This is a genomic window from Halomonas sp. N3-2A, from assembly GCF_002216165.1.
Lineage (GTDB): Bacteria > Pseudomonadota > Gammaproteobacteria > Pseudomonadales > Halomonadaceae > Vreelandella.
Window position 1 is genome coordinate 415,646 of record NZ_CP022286.1, and the last position, 24,446, is coordinate 440,091.

Below are 24,446 nucleotides of genomic sequence, written 5' to 3' on the forward strand. Positions count from 1 at the left end.
CTCCTAGTTGGGGTGAAAGGTGGGAATTGATTGCAAAATGCGCTCTGTTCTGCGCAGCATCCTGCCTGCGCGTTGGTCTGAAATTGTGCCCTGGTGATAGGCGATTTTGCCGTTCACTATGACCATCTCGATGCCTTTAGCGGCCGCAATAGGGGTCTCGTAATTGGCCGTATCTTCAAGAGTTTTCAGATCAAAAAGGGTGAGATCTGCATAGGCGCCTATGCGGATCACACCGCGATCTGTTAGGCCAAAATTAGCTGCCGAAAGGCTGGTCATTTTGCGCACCGCTTCGGCCAGCGGCATTAGCTTTAAATCGCGGCTGTAGTGAGCCAGTACACGCGGAAATGCACCCCAAAGGCGCGGGTGAGGGTGCGGGTCGTTCGGTAAACCATCGGAACCGACCATGGAGAGCGGATGCGCTAACACTTGCTGCATATCCGCTTCACTCATGTTGTGGTAAACCGCCCCCGCTGGCTGTAGCTGTTTGGCTGCGTCTAAAAGAGATACTCCCCACTCGGCGGCGATCTCTTTAAGTGGGCGGCGCGCCTGCTCTGGGTGCGGTGTCGACCAGGTAATGGTGATCTCAATCTCATCTGTCACTTGGCCGAGGTCAAGGGTGGAAGAGCCAGCGGTGTAGGGGTAGCAGTCGCAGTGAGCATGCTGATGCTGGGCGGCTGTCTCTAATTTACCCAACGCCTTACTAGCGCCTCCCCAATTACCCGCGCCGGCGCATTTAAGATGCGAGATCACCAGAGGCACCTGGCCACTGCGAGCAGTGGCAAATGCTTCGTCCATGGCATCTAGCAGACCCGCAAACTCATCACGAAGATGGGTGGTATAGACGCCGCCTGATTTCCCAACGGCGGCCACCAGAGGAGCCATTTCGGTGGTCGGCGCGTGTATCGCGTTGCGGTAGGCAAGCCCCGAACTAAGCCCTAATGCACCTTCATCCAACGCTTGGCTGAGCAACGCTTCCATGTTGGCAATTTCTTCTCGATTCGCAGGCCGGGTAAAGCTATCCATCACCTGGCTGCGTAGACTGGTATGCCCCACCAAGGCGGCGACGTTAATACTGGGTGTGGCAGCGTCCACGGCGTTGGCATAGGCGCTGAAGCTTGGATAGCGAAAGTCTTCTAGCTTGCCCAATAAATTCATGGGGTCGGGAACTTCGCTAGCGAGCGTCACGGGGCTGGCGCTGATTCCACAGTTACCCACCACCACCGTCGTTACTCCTTGTGTCAGCTTTGGCAGCATTTCGGGAGTACGAATAACATTGGTGTCGTCGTGAGTGTGGACGTCAATAAAGCCAGGAGCCAGATAGCGCTCTTGGGCGTCAATAATGGTGATGGCGGTGGCGTAGGGCATGTCGCCGATGGCGCAGATACGTTCGCCTTGAATAGCTACATCGGCACGAAAATGGGCTGCGCCGGAGCCATCCAATACGTTGGCGTTACGAATCAGCAGGTCGTAAACCATCTTAATCTCCTAGTGGCTGGCGGTTGTCGCCACCGCGATGGTCATCGAGGCTAAGTTTGAGACGGCGTAATTTAGTTCGTGAACGCTCACGGTGGCGCATGGCAAGTTCAAGCGCTAACACGTCGATGACCGCCAGCATGGCGTAGCGGGAAGCTGAAGGGTGATAGATGAAGTCGGTTTCCCGAGAGGTAATCGGTAGCACAATGTCGGATGTGTCGGCTAAAGGAGAATTCAGAGCGGTGATGGCAATCACTTTTGCGCCGTACTGCTTGGCAATTTGTGCAGACTCCACCATCTCCGGGGTGTAGCCGGTGACTGATAGCACGACGACGACGTCATTCGGCTCTAGGGTTGACGCTACCATGCGGGGCAAGAGTGCTTGAGGGTAAGCGCAGATCGCATAGCCCAGTCTCACTAAACGGAACTGAAACTCTTGGCAGAGAATGCTGGAGCCGCCTCCTGCGCCAAATACCAATATCTGGCGTGCTTGATCTAGCAGTTCAACCGCGCCTGCCACATTGGCCTGGGCGAGTAGGTCACGGTTAAGTGCCAAGGTTTGCGTGGCAATGTCATACACCACGCTTGAACTGTCTTCGGGGGTCGCTTCTTGTATAAAACGACGACCTGCTGCTAAAGCGCGTGTTAAGCGCGTCTTTAAGTCGCGCACATTCGTGCAGCCGATAGCGCGTGCAAATCGGGTGACGCTGGCATCACTTACCCCCGCACGCTGGGCGATGTCACCGATGCTTGCTTCAGTGACAAACTCGATGTCAGCAAATATCAGCTCGGCGACTTTCTTTTCAGCTTCGCGCAGGGCAGCAAAGTCAGTGGTAATACGTGACAAGATGTCGATTTCTTGGCTCACCGTGGACTCCTAGGGGTTGCCTGATTTAGAAAGTATGTTAGTTTCTAACTTAAAGTCAATAGTTGTGAAAATATCTAACATTGATGTGTTTCATTAAACAGAAAACTAAACAGGAAGTGGGCGAATGCAGACAATGCCATTAGTAATGGATAAAGGCGGTGTGGAATTGGGATCAAACCTTCTATCAGGTGTCAGCCTGCCCGCTGCCGTGGTGCATGAAGGCCCACTGGCTCATAACGTAGCGTGGATGCAACGATTCGCCGAGGCTCATGGCGCTCACTTGGCGCCCCATGGCAAAACCACCATGACGCCCGCGCTTTTCCATCGACAGCTCCAGGCGGGGGCGTGGGGTATCACGCTTGCCACTGCACCCCAGTGTCGTGCGGCCTTCACCAATGGTGTCACTCGGATATTGATGGCGAACCAACTGGTTGGTCAGGCCAATATGGCCATCATCGCCAGCCTGATTGAGCAGGGCGCGACGTTTTACTGTGTGGTCGATAGTCAGGAAAACGTGCGTCAGCTCGGGCGTTTCTTTGCGGAGCGTGATTTGAATTTGGCGCTACTGATTGAGGTAGGGGTCACTGGTGGGCGTTGCGGCTGCCGCAATAAGCAGCAGATTCTTTCTCTGGCAGAGGCAATTGCTGATGAGCCTGCGCTTTCACTAGTGGGGTTGGAAGGCTATGAAGGGGTGGTTCACGGGGATAACCCCGAAGCGGGTATTCGTGCTTATGCTCAATATCTGGTGGATGTAGCGGTAGAGCTTGAAGCGGCTGGCCGCTTTGCGCAAGAAAACCCAATCGTAACGGCCTCAGGTTCTGCTTGGTATGACGTGATTGCAGAAGTCTTTGAGGGCGCACCGCTGCAAGGTCGATTTACCCCCGTGCTACGGCCTGGGTGTTATGTCGTCCACGATCATGGGCTTTATCGTGAAGCGCAGTCAGCGGTATTAGACCGCCGACCGGATTTACAGCAGGGGCTTGAGCCTGCTCTGGAAGTGTTTGCCCAGGTGCAGTCGCTTCCCGAACCTGGGCTTGCCATTGTGGCGCTCGGTAAGCGTGATATTGGTCATGACCAGTTACCCATTGCCCTGCGTCGTTTCCGGGAAGCAGGTAGCCCCTCGCAGCCATTGCCTGTGGCTGGTTGGGAAGTGACGAAAATTATGGATCAGCACACTTTTGTGCGCCTTCCCGAAGAGGCTCTGGATGTCGAGGTCGGTGATATCGTCGCATTTGGCGCCTCTCATCCCTGCTTAACCTTCGATAAATGGCGCCAACTGCTGTTAGTGGATGATCAGTTAAACGTTAAAGAGCGTTTGGCCACCTACTTTTAAAAGAGGCCCTATGATCGCTCGCCGCGACGTCGCTTACGCGGCTAAGCGCGCAATAGCGGCGGGCAGTTCATGGGCGTGTTGAATACCAATGGCACCCTCGGGGGTAACTTCCTCGTTAGGGAAGTGGTTGAGGTGAATGACGTGCATGCCTGCTGCCAACCCCGCTTCCACTCCCACCGCCGCATCATCAATCACCACGCATTGTTGGGGGGAGTGGCCCATTGCGGCGGCGGCTTGGCGATAAAGTTCAGGGTTGGGTTTCCAGACGTTTAAGGTATAGGCGCTAAACAGCTTGTCGCCAAAATGGTGGCCTAGCTCGGTGCTTTCCAGCGCACAACGAATTTTGGGTTCGGGGCCATTAGACACCACGGCTTTGGGGTGGCTGCTTAACTGCTCCAATGCGGCAGCCATACCCGGTATTGCCACCAGCTCAGCACGCATGCGGGTTTCCATACGTGCCCGCATGCCTGCCTCAAGCTGAGAAAGCTTGCCGTCTTCCAATGTCTGAAAACGACGTTCCAGCGTTTGGACGATTGTCAGGAAACGTACCCCGCGAAATTCATCCATATATTGCTGTGCTGAGAAGGGTAGGTGAAATTCGGGAAGGATTTCACCCATCACCTCGGCAAGCAGTACTTCGCTATCCACCAGGGTGCCATCGCAGTCGAACAGTAAGCAGAGAGGTGTAGACGTGGTGTTAACAGCACTCATCGATATGCTTCCTCGTTGACCAGGCTGATAGGGCGTTCACCCTGAAGTGCCAAGCAAATATTATCCACCGCCCGCTGGGCCATGGCGTCGCGGGTTTCATGGGTGGCAGAGCCGATATGCGGCAGTGCGACCACATTGGGCATCTTCGATAGCGGTGACGAGGAGGGGAGCGGCTCCTGCTCAAATACATCCAGCCCGGCTGCTTGAATAACGCCGTTTTGCAAGGCGTCTATTAACGCGTTTTCGTCGACGACTTTGCCGCGCGCGATATTGATGAAGATGGCGGAGGACTTCATCTGCGCGAACTCATTCACACCAAGCAAATGTTCGGTGTCGGCAGTGAGTGGCACTGTGACACAGACGAAATCGGCCTCGGCCAACAGCTCGTTGAGTTCGCGGCGCTGCGCACCCAGCTCCTTTTCAAGGGCAGGTTTGTGCGATGCATTGGAGTAAAGTACCTGCATCCCAAAACCCAAGGCTCCGCGCCTGGCGACAGCCTGACCAATACGCCCAAACCCCACCATGCCGAGGGTTTTACCATGCACATCGCTACCAAATAGTGCGGGGCCAATGCTGGCCTGCCATTTGTCCGCTTTGACCCACTCGGCTAATTCAACTACCCGGCGCGCCGTGGCCATGATCAGAGCAAAGCCAGTATCGGCGGTGGTTTCGGTAAGCACATCAGGCGTGTTACACAGCATAATGCCGCGCTGGGTCAGTTCATCAACGGGGATGTTGTCATAGCCAACAGAGACGGTCGCGATGACTTTCAAGTTGGGCGCTGCGTCCAGCAACTGAGGGGTTATCGCCAAGCCGGAGCCGATAATGCCATGCGCTTGCGCTAGGTTGGAAAGCACGTCTTGTTGAGTGAGGTCTAATGGTTTGGATAGCCCAACTAACTGGGCGTGCTGTTCAAGTTCCGCCCATTGAGATGAGCTGAGCCGCCCTAGTACGATGACGCTCTTTTTCATGCTGCCTCCTGTCGCTTGGATGGTGTTTGCGAATGCTAGTGGCTTAGCGTTGTTCTAGTGCCTGCAACTGTTGGCGACTAGGTAAGCCTTCCATATCGCCCACTACTTGAACAGCCTGGGCGCCCACCAAGTTGCCGCGGTTCAATGCCTGCTGAGGCGTAAGACCATCTAATAAGGCGCTAATCGCGCCCACTGCGAAGCCATCGCCTGCGCCAACGGTATCGATTACTTCAGCGACTGGTTGACCAGGAACCAAATAACTTTCCAGTGAGCCGTTGATGTTTCCGCGATAGTAGCTACCTTCTGGACCCAGTTTAATAATGACAGCCTTAACACCGCGCGCCAGATAGAAGTCGGCAATTGCTTCAGGCGATTCGCAGCCAGTCAGCAAGCGCCCTTCGGCCAGCCCTGGCAATACCCAATCGGCACGGCTGGCAAGTTCATTTAAGGTAGTGCGCATGACGTTTTCGTTGGGCCAAAGTGACGGACGCAGATTGGGGTCAAAGGAAATACTCGCCCCATGAGTACGCGCCTGTTTCATTAAATGACGGGTAAGCTGGCAAGCACTTTCAGATAAGGCTGGGGTAATGCCGGTTGCGTGTAGGTGGGTAAGCGCCTGAAAGTCGACATTCTTAGCATCCTCAATAGAGAGATGGCTTGCGGCACTGCCTTGTCTGAAATATTCAACTCGTGGGTCAGCGCCATCCTGTGCCCGCTCTTTAAAGAGCAGCCCTGTGGGGCGCTGTGAGTCAGTGTGAATATGCTGGCTATCGATACGCTCAGTTTCCAGTGCTTTGCGAATAAATTGGCCGAAACTGTCATTGCCCACTCGGCTTAGCCAGCTTACCTGAAAGCCCAGCCTGGAGAGGCCTATCGCGACATTATTATCGGCACCCGCCAAACGGCGCTGAAAGTGCTCAATGTTTGCAAGAGGGCCGGGGGCATCGGCGACAAACATGGCCATGGCTTCGCCGAAGGTCAGTATTTTGGGTGCAGAATCAGACTGTGTCATAGGGCGTCTCACTCGTTTTGCTGCTGATTGGGAACGATACCATTTCGAGGTGTCAGTTGTACGGAGTCTCGCAACGCTGCAGGTAAGGGCTATCCGGAGGGGATGGTGCTACCCCGGGCAATTAGCGTTGGTGAGTGTCGGGCTTGCACGGCGAGCTTGCTTGCGTGCTGTGGAAGCTGATTAAGCAGGCAGGCGACGGCGGCTTGACCAATCGCATCGGTTGGCTGGGCAAGGGTGGTGATGCCTGGCGACACGAGTTCACACCACTCCAACTCATCAATGCCTAGTAAGCCGATTGATCCCATCGTGAGGCCAAGGTGCTGAAAGCCGCGCACCATCGCGAGCGTTACGTTGCCGTTAGCGCACAATATTGCCTTGGGAGCGCTGGCAGGACGTTGGGTAAACTCGCTTAATGTTGGTATGGCTGAATGTTCATCTAGGCTGCTTAGCACTAGCGTCTGGTTGTCCAGGCCTAGGGTTTTTACTTGCTGCTTAAATCGTTTCAGCCGTTCTTGTCGAGCGCTGGCATGTTCAGGCGCTTCACTTACATAAAGCACTGAGCGATAGCCTTGTTGCATTAAGTGATCCAGTGCCATATCAATCGCCTGGGTGTTATCGAGCCCAATAACCTCGGCATCGAGCTGGCGAATTTCGCGATCAAGCAGCACCAGCGGAATACCGCTGTGCATTAATGCTTGCAACTGAGATTCAGGTTGCCCCGCCGCATTGATGATTAGGCCTTCCACTTGGTAGGCGGCCAGCGACGCTAGTTGCGTTTGTTCTTGCTCTGGGTCGTTATCGGTATTACACACAATCAGCGAATAGCCATGGGCTCGAGCGGCCTGCTCCACGCCATGCACAGCGGCAACCGAAAAAGGGTTACGTATATCAGCCACTAGCATACCCAGCAGCCGTGAGCCTCCGCCTTTTAGGCCACGCGCCATGAGATTGGGTTGATAGCCCAATGTGTTAGCTGCCTGCTCAATTTGTGACTGGAGCTTGGGGGTTAGCCGTTCGCGTTCTGAACCGAAATAACGTGAGACGCTGGTTTTGGATGTACCCGCTAATTTGGCAACTTCGATGAGGGTGGCCCGAGATGACGGCATAAGTGGCGTGTTTCTTAAATAAATGGGAACGTTCCCAAGTTAGCTGTTTTCGATCCGAAAGACAATACTCGTGGTATGGCTTGGCATCGACAATTAACCCCCGTTGTCTTCACTATCGGAGCAAGCCTTCTGCTCTCAGGCAGGTTAAACTACGCGACTTTGAGTCAACGCTTGGCGCCATGCATGCATCCCCTTAATACATCAACAAGTCATATTTCAAACAGCCATATTGCAAAAGGCTATGAGCTAACACAGGCGGGAGATCGCTATTTCGATGGCTTGGTCGATAAGTTCTCCCGTTCGCTTTATCAAGCGCCCCGTGGCGAGCTGCGACTGGCGATGCTGGATTATTTGCTGCCGCAAATGCTGCGCCTGACAGCACAGCCAGTACTTGATGTTGGTGGTGGTTTAGGACAGCTCTCGGGCTGGTTTGCTGAGCGTGGACACGCGGTCACCATGGCAGAGCCTTCTCAGGATATGTTGGCCCATGCAAACGCATGGCATGACGAGCGACGTGCTGCAGGTGCTTGGCCACCAGAACAGCTTCGCTATCTTGCCGCGCCACTTCAGTCGCTGCCGCAGCAAGCGCCTGGGCCTTGGCCGCTCATCACTTGTCACGCTGTGCTTGAGTGGTTAGGAGAGCCTGAGCAGGCTGTGCAAACGCTGGCGAGTCTGCTTGCCCCCGGCGGGCAGTTAAGTTTGATGGTGTTTAACCGCGATGCGTTGCGTTTCTCCAACGTCATCAAAGGTAACTTACAAAAAGCGCTTAGCGACCAGCTTGAGGGCAAAGGTAAGCGACAGCGGTTAACGCCTATCTCACCAGTCACCCACGATGAAGTGTGCCTATGGGCAGCGAATAACGGCCTGCGCATGGATTCTGTTGCCGGGATACGAATTTTTCAGGATTACTTACGCCATCCCTCTGCGGAAGAGAGCGAGCAGGCGACACTGCTGGCACTCGAAAAGCAGTACTGCCGCCAAGATCCTCACTGGCGGTTAGGTCGCTATCTACTTTACACCTTCACCAAACCCGAGGCCGATGTATGAGCGCTCAACTGCCTGCTTGCCAACTCCTTGAACGTTTCTATGGCCAAGCGGCTAACTTATGGCCCGTTGCGCCGCCTGCTGATGCCTGGTTGCAAGCCCATTCCACGGCAATGATAAGTGGGGATGTGGCGCTGCGTGAACACTGGGCATCCGGCGGTAAAGCAGCCGCTAGCCCGTTTGATGCACCCTTTATTCAGCAGGCTGGGCAGGTGGTGCTGTTTTGGCCGAAGGCTCATCAACTGGGAATCTGGTGGCTAACATGGCTATGTCACGTGTTGCCTGAAAATACCCCGCTTGATGTTGTTGGTGAGCACCAGGGAGGCATCAAGCGCGTGCCTAAGATATTGAGTGAGTTGGGCATGCGCTGCGATAAGCTCGATAACGCTCGTCGTTGCTCGTTGTTTGCTACGCGCACGGTAGCGATGGGGCAGCCGGACAATGCGTGGCAAACCTTTGAAGCGCTGGATTTAAAACTGGTGAGTCATCCTGGCGTCTTTGGTCACGGCAAGGTTGATGAAGGCACGCGTTTAATGCTCGAAAGCATAGCGACTAGCTTGCCCAAAAAGCCGCTCAACGTGCTGGATATGGGCTGCGGCGACGGCATTATTAGTGCTTGGCTTGCAGCGCGAGGCCATCAGGTCACCGCCGTGGATGTCAGTGCGTTTGCGGTGGAGGCGTGCCGCCGAACGCTAGCAGCCAACCAGCTTAGTGGGCGAGTGCTTGAGAGCGACGTCTATTCAGCGCTTGGGGGAGAGCAGTATGATCTGATAGTGAGTAACCCTCCGTTTCATCAGGAGCGCGAGATTACCTATAGCCCTAGCGCACGGCTGATTTCAGAAGCTCCCAATCATTTATCGGCCAAGGGACAGCTTGTGTTAGTGGCGAATGCCTTTCTTCCTTATCCTGATGTGCTGGAAAGCACCTTCGGTAGTTTTGAGACCTTGGCAGATAATCGGCGCTTTAAAGTGTATCGAGCCGCTAAATAGCAAGCGCCACTGCTGAGACGACTATTTACGTCTATGATGCCATTTGTAAGCCGCGTTTCGGTGACTCGTGTAAAAGGAGATGGAAATGACAGGAAGCGTTCGTACGACAGCCGTAATTGGCAGTGCGTTGATCTTGGGCGGTTTGCTGGCGCTGGGGCTAGTGTGGGGAGGCAGTTACTTCAAAGGGGCAGCGGAGGTTTGGCAGCAATCTTCACGCAGCGTCACCGTGCGTGGCTTGTCCGAGCGCGAAGTGGCGGCGGATATGGTGCTATGGCCACTTAACTATACTGTTAATGCCAATTCGCTTTCTGACTTAGAGCAGCAACTTTCCAGCAATGAGCAGTTGATTCGCCAATTTCTGGATGCCCGTGGTTTCGATATGGGCAACGTCAGCGTAACGCCACCGCGTATCACTGATCAATTTAGCAATATGTATGGTGGCGAACGCCCAGACGAGCGCTATCGGGCTGAGGCTACGTTGTTGCTACGTACTGATAATGTTAGTGGGGTGATAGAGGCGGTGCCCCAAGCCACTGCTTTGGTACGTCAAGGCGTGCTGTTGTCGCCTAGCTATGAATACCGCACTGAGTTTTTGTTTACTGGCTTAGACGACATTAAGCCTGAAATGATTGCTGAAGCGACGGCTGATGCACGCAATGCAGCCCAGCAGTTTGCCGAGGATTCTGGTAGTGGTGTTGGGGGAATACGCCAAGCGACCCAGGGCTACTTTTCCATTGAAGATCTTGATAGCTATACACCCCATATCAAGCGAATCAGAGTCGTCACTACGGTAGATTACGCGTTAGAAGAGTAGTCCTTAGCGCCTCAAGTAGACGGTGATTTCATGCCAGGATAACGGATCGCCGTGATGGTGTAGAACGTCTCGCCATTGGGTGTGAGTACCGTGATATCGTCGTCTACTTCTTTCCCGAGCAGTGCTTTGGCCATAGGGGCATCGATACTGATCCAGCGCTTTTTGGTATCGATTTCGTCGTGGCCAACAATTCTAAGATGAACTTGCTCTCCGCTTTCATCTTCCAAATCGACGTACGCGCCAAAAAAAACCTTGCTGGTGTCAGCGGGCAGACGATCAACAATTTGCAGTTCGTCCAACCGTTTTGTTAGGTAGCCGATACGCGCAATAACGCGGTTTAACTCTTTCTTGTTATAGGTGTAATCGGCATTTTCACTGCGGTCACCCTGGGCGGCCGCTTCGCCGACTTTGGCCGAAATGGCGGGGCGTTTAACTCGCGATAGATGGTCCAAGACAGCGCGTAGGCGAGCCGCACCCTCTGCTGTGATCAGGTTGCTCTTAGGTTGTTGGCGCGGGTCTTTCGCTGGATCGCGCCAGCGCGTCATATTTCGGCCTTTCATTGCGTTTTTCACCTCCTCAAAGAGCACCAGCTTACGCTAATGGCAGTGTGGTTAACAAAGCGCTTATTTATTGGCGATTCATTCAAACGTTCGTTACATTATGGGTGTGGGTGATTTCAGACCCCAATACCAAACGTATTACTTGTTAGAAAGCACAAAAATAAACCAGGAGCTTATTATGCGCACACCCCCTTTTTCTCGGTTACTCATTGCAGCGGCGTTAGGCAGCGCCTTAGCGCTAGCCCCATTAAGCGTGTCGGCTTATGAAGGTGACGTATTCTCGCTAAAAAATCGCTGGGAACACACCGTCACTGAGATGCCAGCTAACGAGCGTGAGAGCACGCTTAAAGCGCTGGCCAGTGAGGCTGAGCAATTGGCTAGCCAGCATTCTGATCAAGCGGAAGTATTGATCTGGCAAGGCATCGTGCTGGCTTCCTATGCACGTGAACGCGGTGGGCTTGGTGCCTTAGGCACCGCGGGCGATGCCCGCGATGTGCTGGAGCGGGCCATTGAAATCGACCCACAAGGCGGCAATGGTTCGGCTTATGTCACGCTAGGAGCGCTATACGACCGCGCCCCAGGCAGGCCTTTAGGCTTTGGCAACAGCGATACCGCTGAGCGCATGTTTCAGCGCGCGCTAGAGATTCGCCCAGACGGTATTGATGTGAACTATTACTATGCAACTTTCTTGAAAGAAGAAGGCAATACCCAAGCTGCTCGCGAGCATGCCCAGCGCGCGGTGAATGGTACTGCACGCGAGGCTCGTCAAAAATCTGATGAAGCACTGCGCCGGGATGCCGAGGTATTACTCGGCGAGCTGTAGACTGTTAGCCAAGGCGCCTAGCGCTAAGGTTGATAGAAACGCTAAGGTTGATAGAAACGCTAAGGTTGATAGGCGCATTGGCATTCCCAGTGGTAAGCATTGATAATAGAACGATTGTTAACACTGGGAGTGCTTCATGGCATCTAGCCCTAATTCATTAGTGCCCGATGCGTCAGCGCCGCCTCAGTTAGGCCGAGACGATGTCGAGCTTATTCAGCGAGAGACCCTTTATCAGGGGTTTTTCCGTTTGGAAGCCTTAGAACTGCGTCATCGTCTGTTTGAAGGTGGCTGGAGCGGCACGATGCGGCGTGAGGTGCATAACCGCTTTGATGCTGTTGGCGTGCTGCTTTACGACCCTGCTCGTGACGCATTAGTACTTGTCGAACAGTTTCGTGCTGGCGCGATTGACGATCCGCTTTCCCCTTGGAAGTTAGAGTTGGTGGCGGGGCTGGCAGATAAAGGCGAGTCCCTTGAAGATGTTGCCCGCCGCGAAGCCATGGAAGAGTCTGGCTGCCAGGTTGGCGTGCTGACGAAATTGCATACTTATTATCCAAGCCCAGGGGCGTGTAACGAACGCGTGACGCTATTTTGTGGTTTAGTCGATACCCAGGGTATGGGGGGAATTCATGGCCTGGATGATGAGCACGAAGATATCCGTGTTCATGTGGTGGCTTTTCCGACAGCATGGGAACTCCTGGAACAGGGAAGACTCGATAACGCCATGTGTTTGATTGGGCTACATTGGTTAGCGAGCCAGCGCGCTTCGCTGCGTGCTGCTTCTCATCGAGCAGCGACAATGCCAAGCGAATCTGAAAAGGAGTGAACATGGCTAGAACCGCCTATGTCACCGATTTAAAGTCCCTGCAGGGCGAGTGTAGCGCCAACTATATGCGCATGCTTCGTTTGGTAGGTGATATGGAAAGTGGCCAGCGACGTGATATCGCGCTGCATGGCGATGACCAGCATTTCGGCGATTTACATCTTAAGATTCTGGAGCAGGCGCCCTATACCACGATGGTGGAAGTGACCCAGAGTGGGCCGCTGGATGCGGTTATTGAAGGCCCCAGAATGCGTGTCCATCTCTACCATGATGTACGTATGGCAGAAGTGACTGATTTTCAGCGTGAGCGCCACTTTAGTGGTCGCTATCGTTATCCGAATGCCAGAATGCACCAGCCAGATGAGAAGCTGCAGCTGAATCGCTTTCTAGGTGAGTGGCTGGCGCATGGCTTAGCCCATGGCCATGCCTATGATATGCCGGAGTTACCCTGATGCGGCTGGTTCAGATAACTGATTCGCACCTGCATGCCGATAAGGCGGCTCGCTCACGGGCGGGAATTCCGTGGCAGCAGTTTGAGCGTGTGCTGGAAGCAGTGATCGCTGAGCGGCCCGACATCGTCGTATTTAGCGGTGATGTAAGCCAAGATGAAACGGCTGCCTCTTATGCGTTGGCATGCCAAGCGCTGGCATCATTGCCGTGCCCATGGTTCTGGATTCCTGGCAATCACGATCAGCTTGCCTTTATGCAAGCGGAGCACCCGCTGGTGGAGGAAGTCGACCTGGCTCAATGGCGATTATTGCTGTTGGATACCCATGTGGAAGGCCAGCCGCATGGCGAATTGGGCGCTGAGCGCTTAAACGCACTGGCTGAGCGCCTAGAAGAAGATGGCCGCCCAACCTTGATTGTGATGCACCACCCCCCCGTTGATGTGGGCGCTGTGTGGATGGACGCTATTGGCCTTCAAGATCGCGAGGCGTTTTGGCAACTGTTAAACCGCCACCCTCAGGTTAAGATCATCCTGTTTGGTCATGCCCACCAAGCCTATGCCCAGTCGCACCGTACCGCGGATGGCAAGATTGACGTGTATGGTTGTCCTGCCATCGCAGACCAGTTCTTACCCGGCGCTGAGCAGTTTGCGATTGATGAAGCATCTCGACCCGGCTATCGAATCATTGATCTTCATGGCAGTGATTGGCAGACCTGGATTGAGCGTGTTGTCGTATAGTGTGTGCCTGTGATGACACTGTTAGGCAATAAAGATATAAAAAGATAGTTATTAATTCTTTTGGGTTATTATTGACTCGGCGTTACCCTATCCTCAAATAGCCGTCTTTCGGCCGCGTTGCCGTTAGTCGGAAAATAGCGTTTGCACGTGCAAGCACCGTTTTATGAGGGAGTAGGTAATGAACCAGTTTTCTGCGCCGTCAGCGTCCCAGCGTGAGGTGTCTGCCACACCTGACGCGGCACGTTTGACCCATCTAAAGCAGCTAGAAGCTGAATCGATACATATTATCCGGGAAGTTGCCGCTGAGTTTAGTAACCCGGTCATGATGTACTCCATCGGTAAAGACTCCTCGGTGATGCTGCACTTGGCGCGCAAAGCCTTCTACCCGGGGACACCGCCATTCCCGTTGATGCATGTGGACACCACCTGGAAGTTTCGTGAAATGATCGAGTTTCGTAACCGCATGGCAGAAGAAGCGGGGATGGAGCTGATTGTGCATACCAATGAGGAGGGGCGGGCTGCCAATATCAACCCCTTTGACCACGGTAGTGCGAAATATACCGATATCATGAAAACCCAAGCGTTGAAGCAAGCGCTGGATAAGCATGGCTTTGATGCGGCTTTCGGCGGCGCACGGCGTGATGAGGAAGCCTCACGCGCTAAAGAGCGTGTCTACTCCTTCCGCGATAAATACCACCGCTGGGATCCGAAGAGTCAGCGCCCTGAGCTTTGGAATGTGTATAACGCCAACGTTAACAAGGGCGAGTCAATTCGCGTCTTCCCACTTTCGAATTGGACCGAGCTGGATATCTGGCAGTACATCTATCTTGAGTCGATTCCGATTGTGCCGCTTTACTACGCCGCCAAGCGTCCTGTGGTTGAGCGTGATGGCATGCAGGTTATGGTTGACGATGATCGCTTGCCTTTGGCACCCGATGAAGTGCCTGAAGAGAAGTTTGTGCGCTTCAGAACGCTGGGCTGTTATCCACTGACCGGTGCGGTGGAATCAACGGCGGCGACACTGCCCGAGATTATTCAAGAGATGCTGTTGACCAAAACCAGTGAGCGTAGTGGCCGTGCCATTGATCGTGACCAGGTCGGTTCGATGGAGAAGAAAAAGCGCGAAGGCTATTTTTAAGGAGTAGGTCTAATGGCTCATCAATCCAATTTAATTGCTGACAATATCGAGCAGTACCTTCACGAGCACGAGAACAAAGACCTGCTGCGCTTTATTACCTGCGGCAGTGTCGATGACGGCAAATCTACGCTGATCGGGCGACTGCTGCACGACTCTAAAATGATCTTTGAAGATCAACTGGCGGCAATTACCCAAGCGTCTAAAACCAGTGGCACTACCGGTGATACGGTTGATTTGGCGCTGTTGGTAGATGGTTTGCAGTCAGAGCGAGAACAGGGCATTACCATTGATGTTGCTTATCGCTTTTTCTCCACCGAAAAGCGTAAGTTCATCATTGCGGATACCCCAGGGCATGAGCAGTACACCCGAAACATGGCCACGGGCGCTTCAACAGCCAGCTTGGCGATTATTTTGATTGATGCCCGTTATGGTGTGCAGACCCAAACTCGTCGCCATAGCTTTATTGCCGATTTGCTGGGTATTCAGCACTTGGTGATTGCGGTAAACAAAATGGATTTGGTGGAGTTCTCTGAGCAGCGCTTCAACGAGATTGTTGATGAGTATCGCGCGTTTGCCACCAACCTTAGCGCGCCGGATATTCGCTTTGTACCCATGTCGGCACTCAACGGCGACAACGTCGTCAACCCAAGTGATCAGACGCCTTGGTATTTCGGTACGGATTATGAAGGTAAAACGCTGATTGAGCTGCTGGAAAGTGTCGAAATCAGTCGTGACCAAAACCTCACTGATTTACGTTTGCCGGTACAGTACGTTAATCGCCCGAATCTGGATTTTCGCGGTTATTGCGGCACATTAGCGGCAGGTATTCTGCACCCAGGCCAGGAAGTAAAGGCGCTGCCATCGGGTAAAACGTCACGGGTTGAGCGAATTGTGACGTTTGACGGCGACTTAAGCGCCGCTTATCCAGGCCAAGCAATAACCGTCACCCTGGAAGATGAGATTGATATTTCCCGCGGTGATTGGATTGTTAGTGCCGACGCCGACTTACCGCTTTCTAATGCGTTCATGGCGGATATTGTATGGATGCATGAAGATGCACTGGCGCCGGGAAAACTGTATGACTTTAAGCTCGCCACCCGAGATCTATCTGGGCAGGTAAGTGCCATCGAGTACCAGATTGACGTTAATACACTTGAAAGACACGCCACCGACTCGCTGGGGTTAAACGCGATTGCTCGCTGTGAGGTAGAGTTAACAGCTGCGATTCCAGTGGATGACTATCGCACCAGTCCTGGCACTGGTAGCTTTATCATCATCGACAGACTGACCAACGTAACGGTTGGCGCTGGCATGATTCGCGGGACAGCCGATGCCCGCGAGCAGGTCAGTGGCGCTACTGATTGGGCAGCCTTTGAGCGTGATTTGAACGCGCTGGTGCGTAAGCATTTTCCGCACTGGGAAGCGAAGGATGTGCGCGACTTGCTGCGTTAACAGGGTCTGTTAGCAAGTACTGTTAGTAGGTACTGTTAGTAGGTACTGATAGCAAGTACTGGCAAGCAGGTACGTGAGCTGAACCAAAAAGCCGCCTTGGTCATTGACCAAGGCGGCTTTTACGTAAGGAGCAGCGCTACTGTGTGTTAGACGAAGACTGCGCGTTAGGGAAAAACAGCTGTTGGCCGTTGACGTCAAAATCGGCAATCGCTTGCTGTCCTTCTTCAGACACCAGCCACTGGTGCCACTGGGCCGCTAAATCATGCTTCAAGTGCGGGTGTTTCTGTTCAGAAAGCAGCAGAGTGCCGTACTGATTAAACAGCGCATCGTCGCCTTCAAATAACAGCGTTAAGTCTTGCGGGTTTTCAAACGCTACCCAGGTTGCACGGTCAGTGAATGTGTAGGCGTTCATACCTGCAGCGGTGTTTAGAGTTGGCCCCATGCCGCTACCTAACTCGCGATACCACTCACCTTGAGGGGTCACCTCTGCACCTTCCCATAAACGCAGTTCGGCACGGTTGGTGCCGCTATCATCGCCACGGGATGCAAAGGGCGATTCGCTTTCCGCGATACGTGAAAACGCCTCGGTGACATTGGTACTACTGCTCACATCTGCAGGGTCATCGCTGGGACCGACAATCACAAAGTCGTTATACATGACGTCCAGGCGCTCGCTGGCGTAGCCATCGGCGACAAACTGCTCTTCGCCCGCCGTGTCATGCACCAGCAGGCTATCGGCATCTCCTCGGCGGGCAATCTCAAATGCTTGTCCTGTCCCTACGGCGACCACACGCACATCAATGCCCGTGGTGTCGGTGAAGGTAGGAATAATCGCGTCAAATAGCCCTGAGTTTTCAGTGGAGGTGGTTGACGCTAAGGTGATGAAATCATCGTTAGCGAGCAGTGAGGCACTCCACGAGAGGCCTACTAATCCTGAGGTTAGTAAGCTAGCGGTAGTCAATATTGTGGTTTTTTTCATAGGGTTGCTCCTGGGGTTACCAAACAAGTTCGCCGCGAATAAAGGCTCCCGCTTGCGTGGAAGCTGGCGTGTTAAAAAAGTCTTGGGCCTGCGTGTGCTCTAGCACTTGGCCGCTATACATAAACACCACCTCATCAGCTAGGCGGCGTGCTTGATGCAGGTCGTGGGTGGTCATAATGATGCGCGTGCCGTTCTGGTGAAATTCATTTACCGCATCTTCAACCGCCTTGATAGCAGCAGGGTCTAGAGCAGATGTAGGCTCATCTAAGAACAGCACGGCAGGGTTAAGTAGCCAGGCACGAGCAAGCGCAAGGCGCTGCTGTTCGCCGCCGGAGAGCACCCGGGCAGGACGCTTGGCAAGCGCGACTAAGCCAAATTTTTCGAGTGCCTGCTGGGCCATGTGCTTGCGCTGCCGACGTGGCACTCCGCTAACTGCCAGGGCATAGGTCAAATTATCGATTGCCGAGCGGCGCAGTAGCACAGGGCGCTGAAACACCATGGCTTGGGCCGGTGGCTCTCCCTGCCAGCTAACGTGCCCACTACTGGGGGTGAGCAGGCCGTGTGCCAAACGCATTAACAGGCTCTTTCCTGCACCGTTGGGACCCATAATAAGTGTGCGCTGGCAGCCTGAGAGTGTCAGCGTGGTGGGGGCGAGTAAACGATGGCCGCGATGCTCAAAACTGACCTGATCAAAATGCAGCGTAGGCACGGTCGTCATAAGAGACTGGGGGAAACTCGCTGGTGGAAAAATAGACGCGTTCATCCCAATCGCCTCTTGGCCGTTTCACTGACCGTGTGAGCCAATGCATTAATGAGCGTCACAAGGCTAAGCAGCACGATGCCTAATCCCAGCGCGAGGGGGAGGTTGCCTTTACTGGTTTCCAACACAATGCTGGTAGTCATTACGCGGGTGACGCCATCGATATTGCCACCGACAATCATCACCGCACCGACTTCAGCGCTAGCGCGGCCAAAGCCTGCGAGTATCACGGTTAATAGTCCGAAACGTGCGTCCCACAGTAGAGTAGGCATCATCCGTAGCTGCTTCAGGCCAAGAGAGCGCAGCTGTTCGGCATACTCGTTATGCAGTGTCTCTACTTGCTGGCGAGTAAGCGCGGCAATAATCGGGAATACTAAAATGACTTGTGCAATCACCATGGCCGTTGGCGTAAACAGCAGCCCAAACTGACCTAGTGGCCCTGCGCGAGAAAGCAGCAGATAGACACATAACCCAGCGACCACTGGGGGAAGGCCCATGAGCGCATTGAGCAGCACAATCAACGCATTGCGGCCAGGGAAGCGCCAAAGAGCGAGTGCAGCGCCTAGTGGTAATGCCAGTACACAAGCAAGCAGTACGGCCAGCAGCGACACCTGCAGTGACAGCGTCACGATATCGATTAGCCCCTGATCCATGCCCAGAATCAAGGCAAACGCTGTGTAAAAGGGGTTCTCACTTGGGGACATTGACGTTCGCACCCTCATTTTTGTTATTCAGCATCGTTTTTAACAACCGACATCATGTGAGTTCAATCACCTTAGGTGCATCCGCTAGCATAATGTATGCAAACTTGATGTAATGCACTTTAGCCTGAAATATATGCAGCTATATGCAGTAAATTGCGAGGCGCATGAGCATGTTAAGGGAATTCCTCACCACGGCAGAGGTGGCCGACTACCTGCGCTTAAAAGAGCGAAAGGTGTATGACTTGGTGCGCCAGGGGCAGATACCTTGCAGCCGCGCTACCGGAAAATTGCTCTTTCCTCGTCAGCATATCGATATGTGGGTGCTCAGCCATTTAGAAGGTGACCAAGCGTTGCGTTCACCGCTGCCGTTGATAGTGGCGGGTAGCCAAGATCCACTGTTGGAGTGGGCGGTTCGCGAAAGCGGCAGTGATTTGGCTTCACTGTGCCACGGCAGTGGTGATGGCCTGCGCCGCTTGATGGAAGGAAAAGCGCTGTTGGCGGGTATTCACTTACTCAACTTTGAATCCGGGCGCTATAACGAGCCAGCGGCACTAGGGCTGGGGGGGGTGCGGGACTTAATCGTGCTGCATTGGGCGAAGCGCCAGCAGGGGTTGCTAGTGGCGCCGGGAAATCCACTGGGCATTCAAACGCTCAGTGATATTTCCCGGCAGAAGGCTACGCTTGCCCACCGTCAGCCTGATGCAGGTGCGGCGCAGTTACTGCGTTGCCTGCTACAGCGGTCAGCGATTGAACCGAGCACGCTCAATTGGGCAGCTAACGTTTCGTTGAGCGAAGATGATTTGGCCCTTTCCATTGCTCAAGGTGAAGCGGACGTTGGACTTGGGGTCGAAGCTGCAGCCCGTCGTCAACACCTACACTTTATACCGCTAATTGAAGAATCATTTGACTTGGTGATGCACCGCCGAAGTTACTTCGAACCAGCGGTTCAGGCGCTTATTTCATTTACTCGCCAGGAACGTTTTATCCAGCGGGCGGGGGCTTTGCAAGGCTATAACGTGAGCGGCTTGGGAGAAGTGTTGTACAACGCTTAGCAATATGGCTTTTGGCGGTTGAGGGACGCCCGTCATTACGCCACACTGGTGACCGTTTAGCTATTTAAAGAGCCATCACAGGAAGTGAACAATGTTGGGAATGACGCAAAATATAGCGGTTGCCGATGACGTGGCTGAGTGTTTTTCGTGTGGGTGCCAGTAATGGCGTGGTATCAACCGTGGGTAAGTTTTGCCAAACGGTTGGCTCACGTGGTGGCACAGCCTATGAAGCGCGACAGCGGTCATGGGGGGATGATGGTGCACCCCTACCGTGGTTATGGTTCCCAGCAAGAGGTGTTTGTGATGGGGCGCGTGTTTCGTCAGGCCGCGTTAGGTAGGGCGATACCTCGGCGAGGTATGTTGCGGGATACTGCGGATGTTGCTCGGCGTATCTTTCGTCGCGGCCTCGCGAATGCCAAAGTGGATATACGCATTGGCGATAATCAGCTGTGTCTAACGACTGACCGCGACGGTTACTTTGACGCTCACTTGCCGATCAGTACTGCATTACCGGTTGATGTTTCCTGGCATCGTGCCGATATCATGGTTCATGCTGATGGCCACCCGCCAATCCGCACCAGCGTCGAAGTTTACGTGCCGCCTCCCGAAGCAGATCTGTTGGTGATCAGTGATATTGATGACACCGTCATGTTCACCGGCGTCGCTGAAAAACTCAAAATGCTGTATCGCTTGTTTGTCCGTAAGCCGCATCGACGCACGGCTTTTCCTGGGGTGGCATCGCTTTATCAGGCGCTGTATCGAGGAGAAACTGAGAAAGCTGAACGGCCTATTTTGTATGTTTCCAGAGGGCCCTGGGCAATCTATGAGATGCTGGAAACCTTCTTTCAGCTTAACCGTATTCCTGTTGGGCCTATTCTATTCCTACGCGAGTGGGGGATTTCTCTGCGCCGTCCGTGGCCGCGGCGGGCCGAAGCGCACAAGCGTGATTTGATCGACCGCATGTTAGCGCTCTATCACGATATGCCGTGTATTTTGATTGGTGACAGCGGCCAGCACGACCCAGAGGTTTATACCGAGGTAGTAAAGGCATACCCCACACGAATCAAAGCGATCTATATTCGTCGGGTTGATAAAGACCCTCAACGGGAAGAGGCGATTCAGCGTTTACGGGATGAACTTGCCCATACTGATTGCGAATTAGTACTCGCCGCTGACAGTATTTTGATTGCCAAACATGCCTACTCTAAAGGCGATATTTCTGCCAGAGGGCTGCAAGCGGTACAACGGGATGTAGACGCGCATCACAATGATCCTGAATAGTTGCAGGTGAGTGCGCCTATTTTGTGCTCATGGTAAAACTAAACACGGGTTAGCGGGTCGTTAATTTAGGTTCTTAATCAGCGGTGAGTGTGATCATGGTCATTGTGTTAATCGTATTGGCGCTGGCCATTTTTGTTCTGCCTAACCTATGGGCAAAATGGGTATTGAAACGCCACACCCGTGGGCGGGATGACTATCCGGGTACCGGCGCGGAGCTTGCCGAGCATCTGCTACGTCGTTTAGGTGTAGAAGGCGTGAGAGTAGAGCGTAGCGAATTTGGTGATCATTACGACCCGGAATCGCGCTGCGTACGCCTTACCTCGGACCACTATGATGGCCGTTCACTGACGGCGGTGACCGTTGCTGCCCACGAGGTTGGGCACGCCATTCAGCACCATGAAGGCTACGCGCCTCTGCTAGCCCGAAGCCGTTTGGTTCAAGTAGCGCAAAAGGCAGAAAAGCTGGGCGCTATTTTAATGATGGCTGCACCATTTCTGTTTGTGCTCACAAGGCTGCCCGGTGGGCTGGCAGCGGTTATCGCCATGGCCGTCATTAGTTTTGGTACCGCCGCGCTGGTGCACCTAGTGACGCTACCCGTTGAGTTCGATGCCAGCTTTAACCGTGCACTGCCACTGCTTAAAGAGTACGTGCCGCCCTATGACATGCCCGGCGCTCGCCATGTGCTTACCGCCTGCGCGTTCACCTACGTTGCTGCTTCGCTGGCCAGCGTGATGAACCTTGGCCGTTGGCTGGTGATTTTGCGGCGTTGAGATTAGTGAGCGCTGGCCAAGCCCTGTTGAATAACAAAAAAACCAGCCCATCGGCTAATGCCAGCTACCGCACTGTCATTCCCGAGTGGGGTTATCGGGAATCCATCTTGATCTTGACCTTGACCTGCAGCAGCCCAGAATCCCAGGTCAACATGGATTCCCGCTAAGGGCCTGCGGGAATGACGAGGGCGTCTCGAAGGGCTGGGGTGGAGTCACCGTCAGGCACTTATTAAACAAAAAAAACCAGCCCATCGGCTAATGCCAGTCAGGCTTAACTGACTGGCATTACGCTCTATTGAGCGGCTTTTTTTGTCGTATGGGCAATGTGAGATGCTTACTTCTTGATCATCCGATAGCCGAACAACAATACCAAAGCACCTACAATAGCGGTCACAAAACTTCCAAAGCTGAAATCACCCATGGTGCCAAGCCCAACCAGTGAGCCAATCCAGCCACCGACAAAGGCGCCAGCAATACCGAGAAGAATGGTAACGATAAGGCCACCTGGATCTTTACCAGGCATAATCATTTTTGCAATCACACCGGCGATAAGGCCGAATAGAATCCACGCTAAAAAACCCATCTTTACTCCTTGATTAATATCCCATTAGTGAGCTTGTGCCTATATGAGCGATGACATTATGGGCTATCCCATAACGATCTAAGTAATTAAGAACTGTTACAAAAAAACGTGTTATTAACAGTACGATCATTACAAGCTTGATTGACACAAGCGTACGACACAGCCCATCAACACCCGTTTCGGTTGGCGATAATCACCGCTCGACGTGGTGCAGGGTAGCCTTCAATGGTGCGGGTTGGATCGCTGGGGTCGAGAAAATCGGCTAGCGATTGATAGGTCATCCACTCGGTTGAGCGCTGCTCATCAAGCGTTGTTAGCGCTTCGTCGACCACTCGCACATTGGTAAAACCGCACCGTTCTAGCCAGTGACATAGCGCTTTTGAAGAGGGCAGGAAGTAAACATTAGGCATCGCGGCGTAGCGTTCGCCAGGTACAAACACGGTTTGCTCATCGCCTTCCACCACTAGTGTTTCTAACACCAGTTCACCACCGGGGGTTAACGCCTCTTTTAGTTGCTGCAAATGCTCAAGTGGCGAAGGACGGTGGTAGAGCACGCCCATGGAAAATACCGTATCGAAAAATCCCAGCTTTTCCGGCACATCTTCAATGCCTACCGGTAGAAACTGCGTGCGGCCGCCGTCGGCATTGCCAACGAAGTGGCGCACCGCCTGAAACTGCCAATAAAAGCGTGGTGAAGGATCAATCACAAGCACAAAGGCTGCGCCTTCTCCGGCCATGCGCCAAGCGTGGTAGCCGCTGCCACCGCCAACATCCAATACCTTACGGTACTTTAGCGGCGCAAGATGCGGGGCGACTCTTTGCCATTTCCAGTCGGAGCGCCATTCGGTATCAATATCGATGCCACCCAAGCGAAAGGGGCCTTTGCGCCAGGGCGATAGTTTGCGCAGCAGATTAAAACACTGACGCTTTTGGCTATCGCTCAAAGCGACATCGACGCTCACTGTATCGCTGGTAAGATCGACGTGGCGCTCCTCGGGCAGAGCAGGCAGTTTGGCAACCGCTTTCTCCCAGGCGGACAGGTCGCCGTGGCGCTGGCGATCTAATCCATTGGCCAGCTGTTCGGGCAGCTTGGCAAGCCAGGGTGTCAGTGTGGCATCCTGGCTGGCTTGATCTAAAAATGCCTGATAAAGCGCGCGATGATCATCGGGTAACAGCGGCACCTTAACCCTCCTTGAAGGCGATCAGCGAGGTAAAGTTCAAGTACTGGAACCAGGTCATTGAGCGAGGAAAGCCCGCTAGGGCTAAGCGGCCATGTAAGGCATCAAGCGTGTCGGGAATTAGCACGTTTTCCAGCGCAGTGCGCTTTTGGCTGATTTCCATATCGCTGTAGCCATTGGCGCGCTTGAAGTCATGGTAGCGCTCAACCCGCCACGCGTTGTCCCGTTCATCGGCATCGATGGTTTTCTCCGATAAAATCAGTACGCCGCCCGGTTCAAGGGCATCGTAAAGCCGCTTCAGCAGCGCATCGCGATCGGCAGGGGGCAGAAACTGCAGCGTAAAGTTGAGAATGATCATGCCGGAAGGTGCATACTCAAGCGTGCGTATGTCGGCCTCCTCGATCTGCATGGCATGGTCTGGGCACTCTTCCAAAAAGGTTTGCTTGGCCCTAGCCACCATGGCGGGTGAAAGATCCACACCGGTATAGCGAAAGGCATCGGCGGGAAGTGCGCCCGCCAGTGCTAGGCCGGATGCGCCCAGCGAGCAACCTAGGTCGTAAACGTGAGCGCCATGGCGCAAATGGCGTTGGGCAATTAAGCTCAACATGCCGAGGATTTGCCCGTAACCGGGCACTGAACGGCGGATCATATCAGGGAAACACGCAACGACCTGTTCGTCGAAGGAGAACCTTGCCACCTTATCTAAGGGTGTTGAAAAGATAGCGTCGCGGTAAGATGCATCACTCATGGGCAAGCCAGGATTATTAATGAGGCTGCGTAGTTTACGCGCCCTTGATACACCAGAACAGACCTGTTTATAACAGATTCCTGCCGCACGG

At 53.8% G+C, this 24,446-nt stretch carries 26 protein-coding genes; 13 read left to right on the forward strand and 13 right to left on the reverse strand.

Going from position 1 to position 24,446, the window contains the following annotated elements:
- Positions 1-3 precede the first annotated feature (3 nt).
- Together CEK60_RS01795 and CEK60_RS01800 are read right to left on the reverse strand one after the other, a co-directional pair.
- Positions 4-1,476 carry an N-acyl-D-amino-acid deacylase family protein gene (locus CEK60_RS01795; protein ID WP_089037566.1) on the reverse strand — a complete coding sequence of 491 codons (1,473 nt, stop codon included), beginning with the start codon at positions 1,474-1,476 and terminating at the stop codon, positions 4-6.
- 1 nt (position 1,477) lies between these two features.
- The gene (locus CEK60_RS01800; RefSeq protein ID WP_089037567.1) at positions 1,478-2,341 is read right to left on the reverse strand and encodes a MurR/RpiR family transcriptional regulator; all 864 of its coding nucleotides are present in this window, start codon (positions 2,339-2,341) and stop codon (positions 1,478-1,480) included.
- A 124-nt stretch (positions 2,342-2,465) separates the two neighbouring features.
- Here CEK60_RS01800 and CEK60_RS01805 point away from each other — a divergent pair, with 124 nt between their 5' ends.
- Positions 2,466-3,674, forward strand: a complete 1,209-nt coding sequence (locus tag CEK60_RS01805; protein ID WP_089037568.1) for an amino acid deaminase — start codon at positions 2,466-2,468, stop codon at positions 3,672-3,674.
- Positions 3,675-3,707: 33 nt separating this feature from the next.
- Here CEK60_RS01805 and CEK60_RS01810 read toward each other — a convergent pair whose 3' ends face one another.
- The 4 genes from CEK60_RS01810 to CEK60_RS01825 all read right to left on the reverse strand — a co-directional run bounded on the left by CEK60_RS01810 (position 3,708) and on the right by CEK60_RS01825 (position 7,474).
- Positions 3,708-4,385, reverse strand: coding sequence for an HAD family hydrolase (locus tag CEK60_RS01810; protein ID WP_089037569.1), 678 nt, complete (start codon positions 4,383-4,385; stop codon positions 3,708-3,710).
- The gene (locus CEK60_RS01815) at positions 4,382-5,356 is read right to left on the reverse strand and encodes a 2-hydroxyacid dehydrogenase (RefSeq protein ID WP_089037570.1); all 975 of its coding nucleotides are present in this window, start codon (positions 5,354-5,356) and stop codon (positions 4,382-4,384) included. Before CEK60_RS01815 ends, CEK60_RS01810 begins: the two co-directional genes overlap by 4 nt.
- A 43-nt stretch (positions 5,357-5,399) precedes the next feature.
- A complete protein-coding gene (locus CEK60_RS01820) occupies positions 5,400-6,368 on the reverse strand; it encodes a sugar kinase (protein ID WP_089037571.1) in 969 nt (322 codons plus the stop codon).
- 89 nt (positions 6,369-6,457) lie between these two features.
- Positions 6,458-7,474, reverse strand: coding sequence for a LacI family DNA-binding transcriptional regulator (locus tag CEK60_RS01825; RefSeq protein ID WP_089037572.1), 1,017 nt, complete (start codon positions 7,472-7,474; stop codon positions 6,458-6,460).
- Between the two features lie 183 nt (positions 7,475-7,657).
- Between CEK60_RS01825 and CEK60_RS01830 the strand changes: the two genes are divergently transcribed.
- The 3 genes from CEK60_RS01830 (at position 7,658) to CEK60_RS01840 (ending at position 10,321) form a co-directional block, all read left to right on the forward strand.
- On the forward strand, positions 7,658-8,521 hold the full coding sequence (locus tag CEK60_RS01830; RefSeq protein ID WP_089037573.1) for a methyltransferase domain-containing protein: 864 nt from the start codon (positions 7,658-7,660) through the stop codon (positions 8,519-8,521).
- Positions 8,518-9,507: a methyltransferase gene (locus CEK60_RS01835; RefSeq protein ID WP_089037574.1), complete on the forward strand. Its 990-nt coding sequence runs from the start codon at positions 8,518-8,520 to the stop codon at positions 9,505-9,507. Before CEK60_RS01830 ends, CEK60_RS01835 begins: the two co-directional genes overlap by 4 nt.
- Before the next feature lie 85 nt (positions 9,508-9,592).
- A complete protein-coding gene (locus CEK60_RS01840) occupies positions 9,593-10,321 on the forward strand; it encodes an SIMPL domain-containing protein (RefSeq protein WP_089037575.1) in 729 nt (242 codons plus the stop codon).
- An 11-nt stretch (positions 10,322-10,332) separates the two neighbouring features.
- Here CEK60_RS01840 and greB read toward each other — a convergent pair whose 3' ends face one another.
- A complete protein-coding gene (gene greB / locus CEK60_RS01845; protein WP_084183742.1) occupies positions 10,333-10,881 on the reverse strand; it encodes a transcription elongation factor GreB in 549 nt (182 codons plus the stop codon).
- Positions 10,882-11,059: 178 nt separating this feature from the next.
- On the opposite strand from greB, the gene CEK60_RS01850 reads away from it, so the two are divergent.
- The 6 genes from CEK60_RS01850 to cysN all read left to right on the forward strand — a co-directional run bounded on the left by CEK60_RS01850 (position 11,060) and on the right by cysN (position 16,300).
- Positions 11,060-11,704, forward strand: a complete 645-nt coding sequence (locus tag CEK60_RS01850) for a TRAP transporter TatT component family protein (protein ID WP_089037576.1) — start codon at positions 11,060-11,062, stop codon at positions 11,702-11,704.
- 136 nt (positions 11,705-11,840) lie between these two features.
- Positions 11,841-12,527: an NUDIX domain-containing protein gene (locus CEK60_RS01855; RefSeq protein WP_089037577.1), complete on the forward strand. Its 687-nt coding sequence runs from the start codon at positions 11,841-11,843 to the stop codon at positions 12,525-12,527.
- A 2-nt stretch (positions 12,528-12,529) separates the two neighbouring features.
- Entirely contained in the window at positions 12,530-12,976 is a 447-nt protein-coding gene (locus CEK60_RS01860; protein WP_009721899.1) for a DUF1249 domain-containing protein, read from the forward strand.
- Positions 12,976-13,710 carry a phosphodiesterase gene (locus CEK60_RS01865; protein ID WP_089037578.1) on the forward strand — a complete coding sequence of 245 codons (735 nt, stop codon included), beginning with the start codon at positions 12,976-12,978 and terminating at the stop codon, positions 13,708-13,710. The genes CEK60_RS01860 and CEK60_RS01865 overlap by 1 nt, the downstream gene beginning before the upstream one ends.
- 178 nt (positions 13,711-13,888) lie before the next feature.
- Positions 13,889-14,848 (forward strand): sulfate adenylyltransferase subunit CysD, encoded by a 960-nt coding sequence (gene cysD / locus CEK60_RS01870; RefSeq protein WP_089037579.1) that lies wholly within the window; start codon positions 13,889-13,891, stop codon positions 14,846-14,848.
- A 12-nt stretch (positions 14,849-14,860) separates the two neighbouring features.
- Entirely contained in the window at positions 14,861-16,300 is a 1,440-nt protein-coding gene (gene cysN / locus CEK60_RS01875) for a sulfate adenylyltransferase subunit CysN (RefSeq protein ID WP_089037580.1), read from the forward strand.
- Between the two features lie 136 nt (positions 16,301-16,436).
- Here cysN and CEK60_RS01880 read toward each other — a convergent pair whose 3' ends face one another.
- The 3 genes from CEK60_RS01880 to CEK60_RS01890 are packed head-to-tail and all read right to left on the reverse strand — an operon-like array spanning position 16,437 to position 18,743.
- Positions 16,437-17,279: a substrate-binding domain-containing protein gene (locus CEK60_RS01880; protein WP_089037581.1), complete on the reverse strand. Its 843-nt coding sequence runs from the start codon at positions 17,277-17,279 to the stop codon at positions 16,437-16,439.
- Positions 17,280-17,295: 16 nt separating this feature from the next.
- Positions 17,296-18,042 carry an ATP-binding cassette domain-containing protein gene (locus CEK60_RS01885; protein ID WP_089037582.1) on the reverse strand — a complete coding sequence of 249 codons (747 nt, stop codon included), beginning with the start codon at positions 18,040-18,042 and terminating at the stop codon, positions 17,296-17,298.
- The gene (locus CEK60_RS01890; RefSeq protein ID WP_089037583.1) at positions 18,039-18,743 is read right to left on the reverse strand and encodes an ABC transporter permease; all 705 of its coding nucleotides are present in this window, start codon (positions 18,741-18,743) and stop codon (positions 18,039-18,041) included. Before CEK60_RS01890 ends, CEK60_RS01885 begins: the two co-directional genes overlap by 4 nt.
- Positions 18,744-18,907: 164 nt before the next feature.
- Here CEK60_RS01890 and CEK60_RS01895 point away from each other — a divergent pair, with 164 nt between their 5' ends.
- The 3 genes from CEK60_RS01895 to CEK60_RS01905 all read left to right on the forward strand — a co-directional run bounded on the left by CEK60_RS01895 (position 18,908) and on the right by CEK60_RS01905 (position 21,846).
- Positions 18,908-19,795, forward strand: a complete 888-nt coding sequence (locus CEK60_RS01895) for a helix-turn-helix transcriptional regulator (protein WP_232471456.1) — start codon at positions 18,908-18,910, stop codon at positions 19,793-19,795.
- A gap of 162 nt (positions 19,796-19,957) precedes the next feature.
- Positions 19,958-21,076, forward strand: a complete 1,119-nt coding sequence (locus tag CEK60_RS01900) for an App1 family protein (protein WP_089037585.1) — start codon at positions 19,958-19,960, stop codon at positions 21,074-21,076.
- 95 nt (positions 21,077-21,171) lie between these two features.
- Positions 21,172-21,846 carry a zinc metallopeptidase gene (locus CEK60_RS01905; protein ID WP_089037586.1) on the forward strand — a complete coding sequence of 225 codons (675 nt, stop codon included), beginning with the start codon at positions 21,172-21,174 and terminating at the stop codon, positions 21,844-21,846.
- A gap of 334 nt (positions 21,847-22,180) precedes the next feature.
- Here CEK60_RS01905 and CEK60_RS01910 read toward each other — a convergent pair whose 3' ends face one another.
- The 3 genes from CEK60_RS01910 to cmoA all read right to left on the reverse strand — a co-directional run bounded on the left by CEK60_RS01910 (position 22,181) and on the right by cmoA (position 24,355).
- Positions 22,181-22,429, reverse strand: coding sequence for a GlsB/YeaQ/YmgE family stress response membrane protein (locus tag CEK60_RS01910; RefSeq protein WP_089037587.1), 249 nt, complete (start codon positions 22,427-22,429; stop codon positions 22,181-22,183).
- Between the two features lie 167 nt (positions 22,430-22,596).
- The gene (gene cmoB, locus CEK60_RS01915; RefSeq protein ID WP_089037588.1) at positions 22,597-23,610 is read right to left on the reverse strand and encodes a tRNA 5-methoxyuridine(34)/uridine 5-oxyacetic acid(34) synthase CmoB; all 1,014 of its coding nucleotides are present in this window, start codon (positions 23,608-23,610) and stop codon (positions 22,597-22,599) included.
- Between the two features lies 1 nt (position 23,611).
- The gene (gene cmoA / locus CEK60_RS01920) at positions 23,612-24,355 is read right to left on the reverse strand and encodes a carboxy-S-adenosyl-L-methionine synthase CmoA (RefSeq protein WP_089037589.1); all 744 of its coding nucleotides are present in this window, start codon (positions 24,353-24,355) and stop codon (positions 23,612-23,614) included.
- Between the last annotated feature and the right edge of the window lie 91 nt (positions 24,356-24,446).